1 protein-coding gene is annotated in these 2,398 nt (G+C 77.9%); it reads right to left on the bottom strand.

Annotated features, from left to right (window positions below; genetic code table 11):
- Positions 1–144: 144 nt before the first annotated feature.
- Positions 145–2,398: ATP/GTP-binding protein (locus tag ACWEJX_RS37705; protein ID WP_451611919.1), on the bottom strand; the 2,254-nt coding region annotated here is incomplete at its 5' end.

The following is a 2,398-nucleotide window of genomic DNA, read 5'->3' as shown; positions in this document are numbered from 1 at the left end:
GGGGGGGGGGGGGGGGGGCCCCCCGCCCGGGCGGGGGGGGGGGGGGGGCTTTGGGGCCCGGCCGCACTTTAGGGGGGGGGGGGGGCGCGCCGCCCGTCGGAGCGGCGCGCCCCCGATTCTGCCAGCCCGGCCGGGACCCCGCGCTCAGCCGCGTGCGCCGGCGTCCCGCAGGTCCACGAGGAGCGGCGGGGTGTGCTCGCCGCGCACGTCGGTGAGCGAGAGGACCGCGTGCCCGGGCGGCACGGCGTGCGCGAGGTCGGAGGCCGACCAGCGCTCGCGCTCCACCTCCCGTACGGTCACCGCCTCCGTCGTGACGGCCTTGCCGGTGACCAGCTTGCGCAGCGCGTGGAAGGCCCGGGTCATCGGCTGGTCGGCGAAGACGGTGTGGTGGGCGACCTCGGTGGTCTCCACCCGTTCGGTGCCCCACGCCTCGGCGAACGCCCGGCCGTCCCAGGTGGGGATGCCGGAGAACGCCATCCGGCAGCCGACGACCGCGAGCAGCGGCCCGTGCAGCGGCTCGGGGACCTCGGCGAAGGTACGGAGGGCGAGCACCACGCCGGCGTTCTGCGGGCGCAGCCGCTGCAGGCCGCGCACGGTCCCCGGGGTGAGCGCGCCGGCCGCGTCGTCGAGGGCGAGGCAGGCGAAGTGGGACCCGGGGCCCTCGGTCCGGCCCGGACGGTCCCGTACGACGGTCTGGAACTGGGCGAGCAGCAGCCGGTTGAGCAGCCGGGCGGCCTCCTCGTGGGCGCCCTCCGGGAGGCTGATCCGGACCCGCATCGGGTGCCGTACGACGGCCCGCAGCGCGAAGGCGTTGTCCTCGCTGCCGCCGCCGAAGAAGTCGGCGAAGACGGGCCGGTCGAGCGCGGCGAGCCGGTCGGCGAGCACCGGGCCGAGGTCTGTCGCGGTGCCGACCTGCCGGATCCGGGACTCCAGCTCGCGGCGCATGGCCGTGGCGGCGCCGTCCTCGGGGATCCGGTCGAGCAGGGCCCGCAGGGTCTCGGGGCGCGCTTCGAGGAGTTCGCGCAGCACCGGGACGGTGGGGAAGCGCCCGTGCGCGGCCCGGTAGGGGCCGATGAGCTGCGCGAGCACGGTGGCGGCCCGCCGGGTCTCGACGCCCGGCATGTCGCCGACGAGCCCCTCCGCGAGCAGCGCGGCGGCCTCGTCCGGGTCGGTGGCCCCGGCGTACAGGTCGAGGTCGTGCCGCGAGGCCGGGTCGCCGAGGCGGATCACGACGTCGTACGCCTCGTCCGGGCCGAGCGGCGCCCCGGCCGCGCCGACGGCGACGACGGCGCAGCCGCCGGTGAGGGCCTGGAGGGCGAGCGACTCGACGACGGGCGCGACGAGGGCGCGGGTCTTGCCGGAGCCGGACGGGCCGACGGCCAGCAGCGAGGTGCCGAGCAGCGCGGGGTCGAGGGCGAGGCCGGCGCCGTGGTAGGCGGCGGGGGTGCGCTCGGCGGGCGCGTACCGCCCGACGCGGACCTGGCCGAGGAGCAGGTCGTGGGTGGCGGTGCGGCGGCCGGGCAGGTCGCGCTCGCCGGACGGGTGGGCGGCCGCGGCGGCGCCCTGCTCGACGACCGCGTCGACGAGCGCGGCCCGGCGCATCCCGTCCCGGGCGGACTGCGCCCAGGCCCGCCGTACGCGTGCGACGTCGACGTCGTTCATCCGCCCGCCGGCCACCTCGGCGGCGAGCACGTCGGCGGCGCGCTGCTCACCGGCGGCGCGGAGCTCGGGCCACTGGGAGGGCGGCAGGACGGGCCCGGTGGCGACGGCCTGGGGCTGGGGGGCCTTGCGGGCGCGGTACGTACGGAGCAGGCCGGCCCAGTCGCCGACGCGGGCGAACGGCCACAGGACGAGGGCGGTGATCAGCGCGTACAGGGTGTAGACGAGGACGGGCGAGGCGAACACCTCGAACCCGCCGGTGACCAGCGCGACGAGGGAGAGCACGGCGGAGACGACGGGCAGCGGGTCCCAGCCCAGGCCGAACGCCTCGGGCCAGACGAGGGTGAGGGCGGCGAGCGCCATCACCCCGGCGACGGCGGCGCGGCCGGGCGGCCGGAACCGGTCGAGGTAGTGGCGGGTGATCTTGCCCCAGGAGCCGAGGAAGCCGACGGCGCACACGAGCAGCACGAGGAACGCGCTGTCGTACAGCGCGCGGGCGGCCTGGCCGTGCCAGTCGACGGGCGAGGTGGTGAGCGGGTACCACCACTCCTTCGGGGTGAGGAGCAGCAGGATCTCGACCTTGTACGGGAAGACGTCGCGGCGCCACGCGGCCCACACGAGCAGCCCGACGGCCAGCGGGATCAGCATCCCGACGAGCGTCACGGGCGCCATGCGCCTGGCCTCCTCCGCCCGCGCGGGCAGATGCCGGAACCGCCACACCCCGAGCCCGGCCTCCGGC

The organism is Streptomyces sp. NPDC004788 (assembly GCF_053601115.1).
The sequence above is the reverse complement of the archived record's forward strand: the minus strand, read 5'-3'. Positions and strand labels throughout refer to the sequence as shown.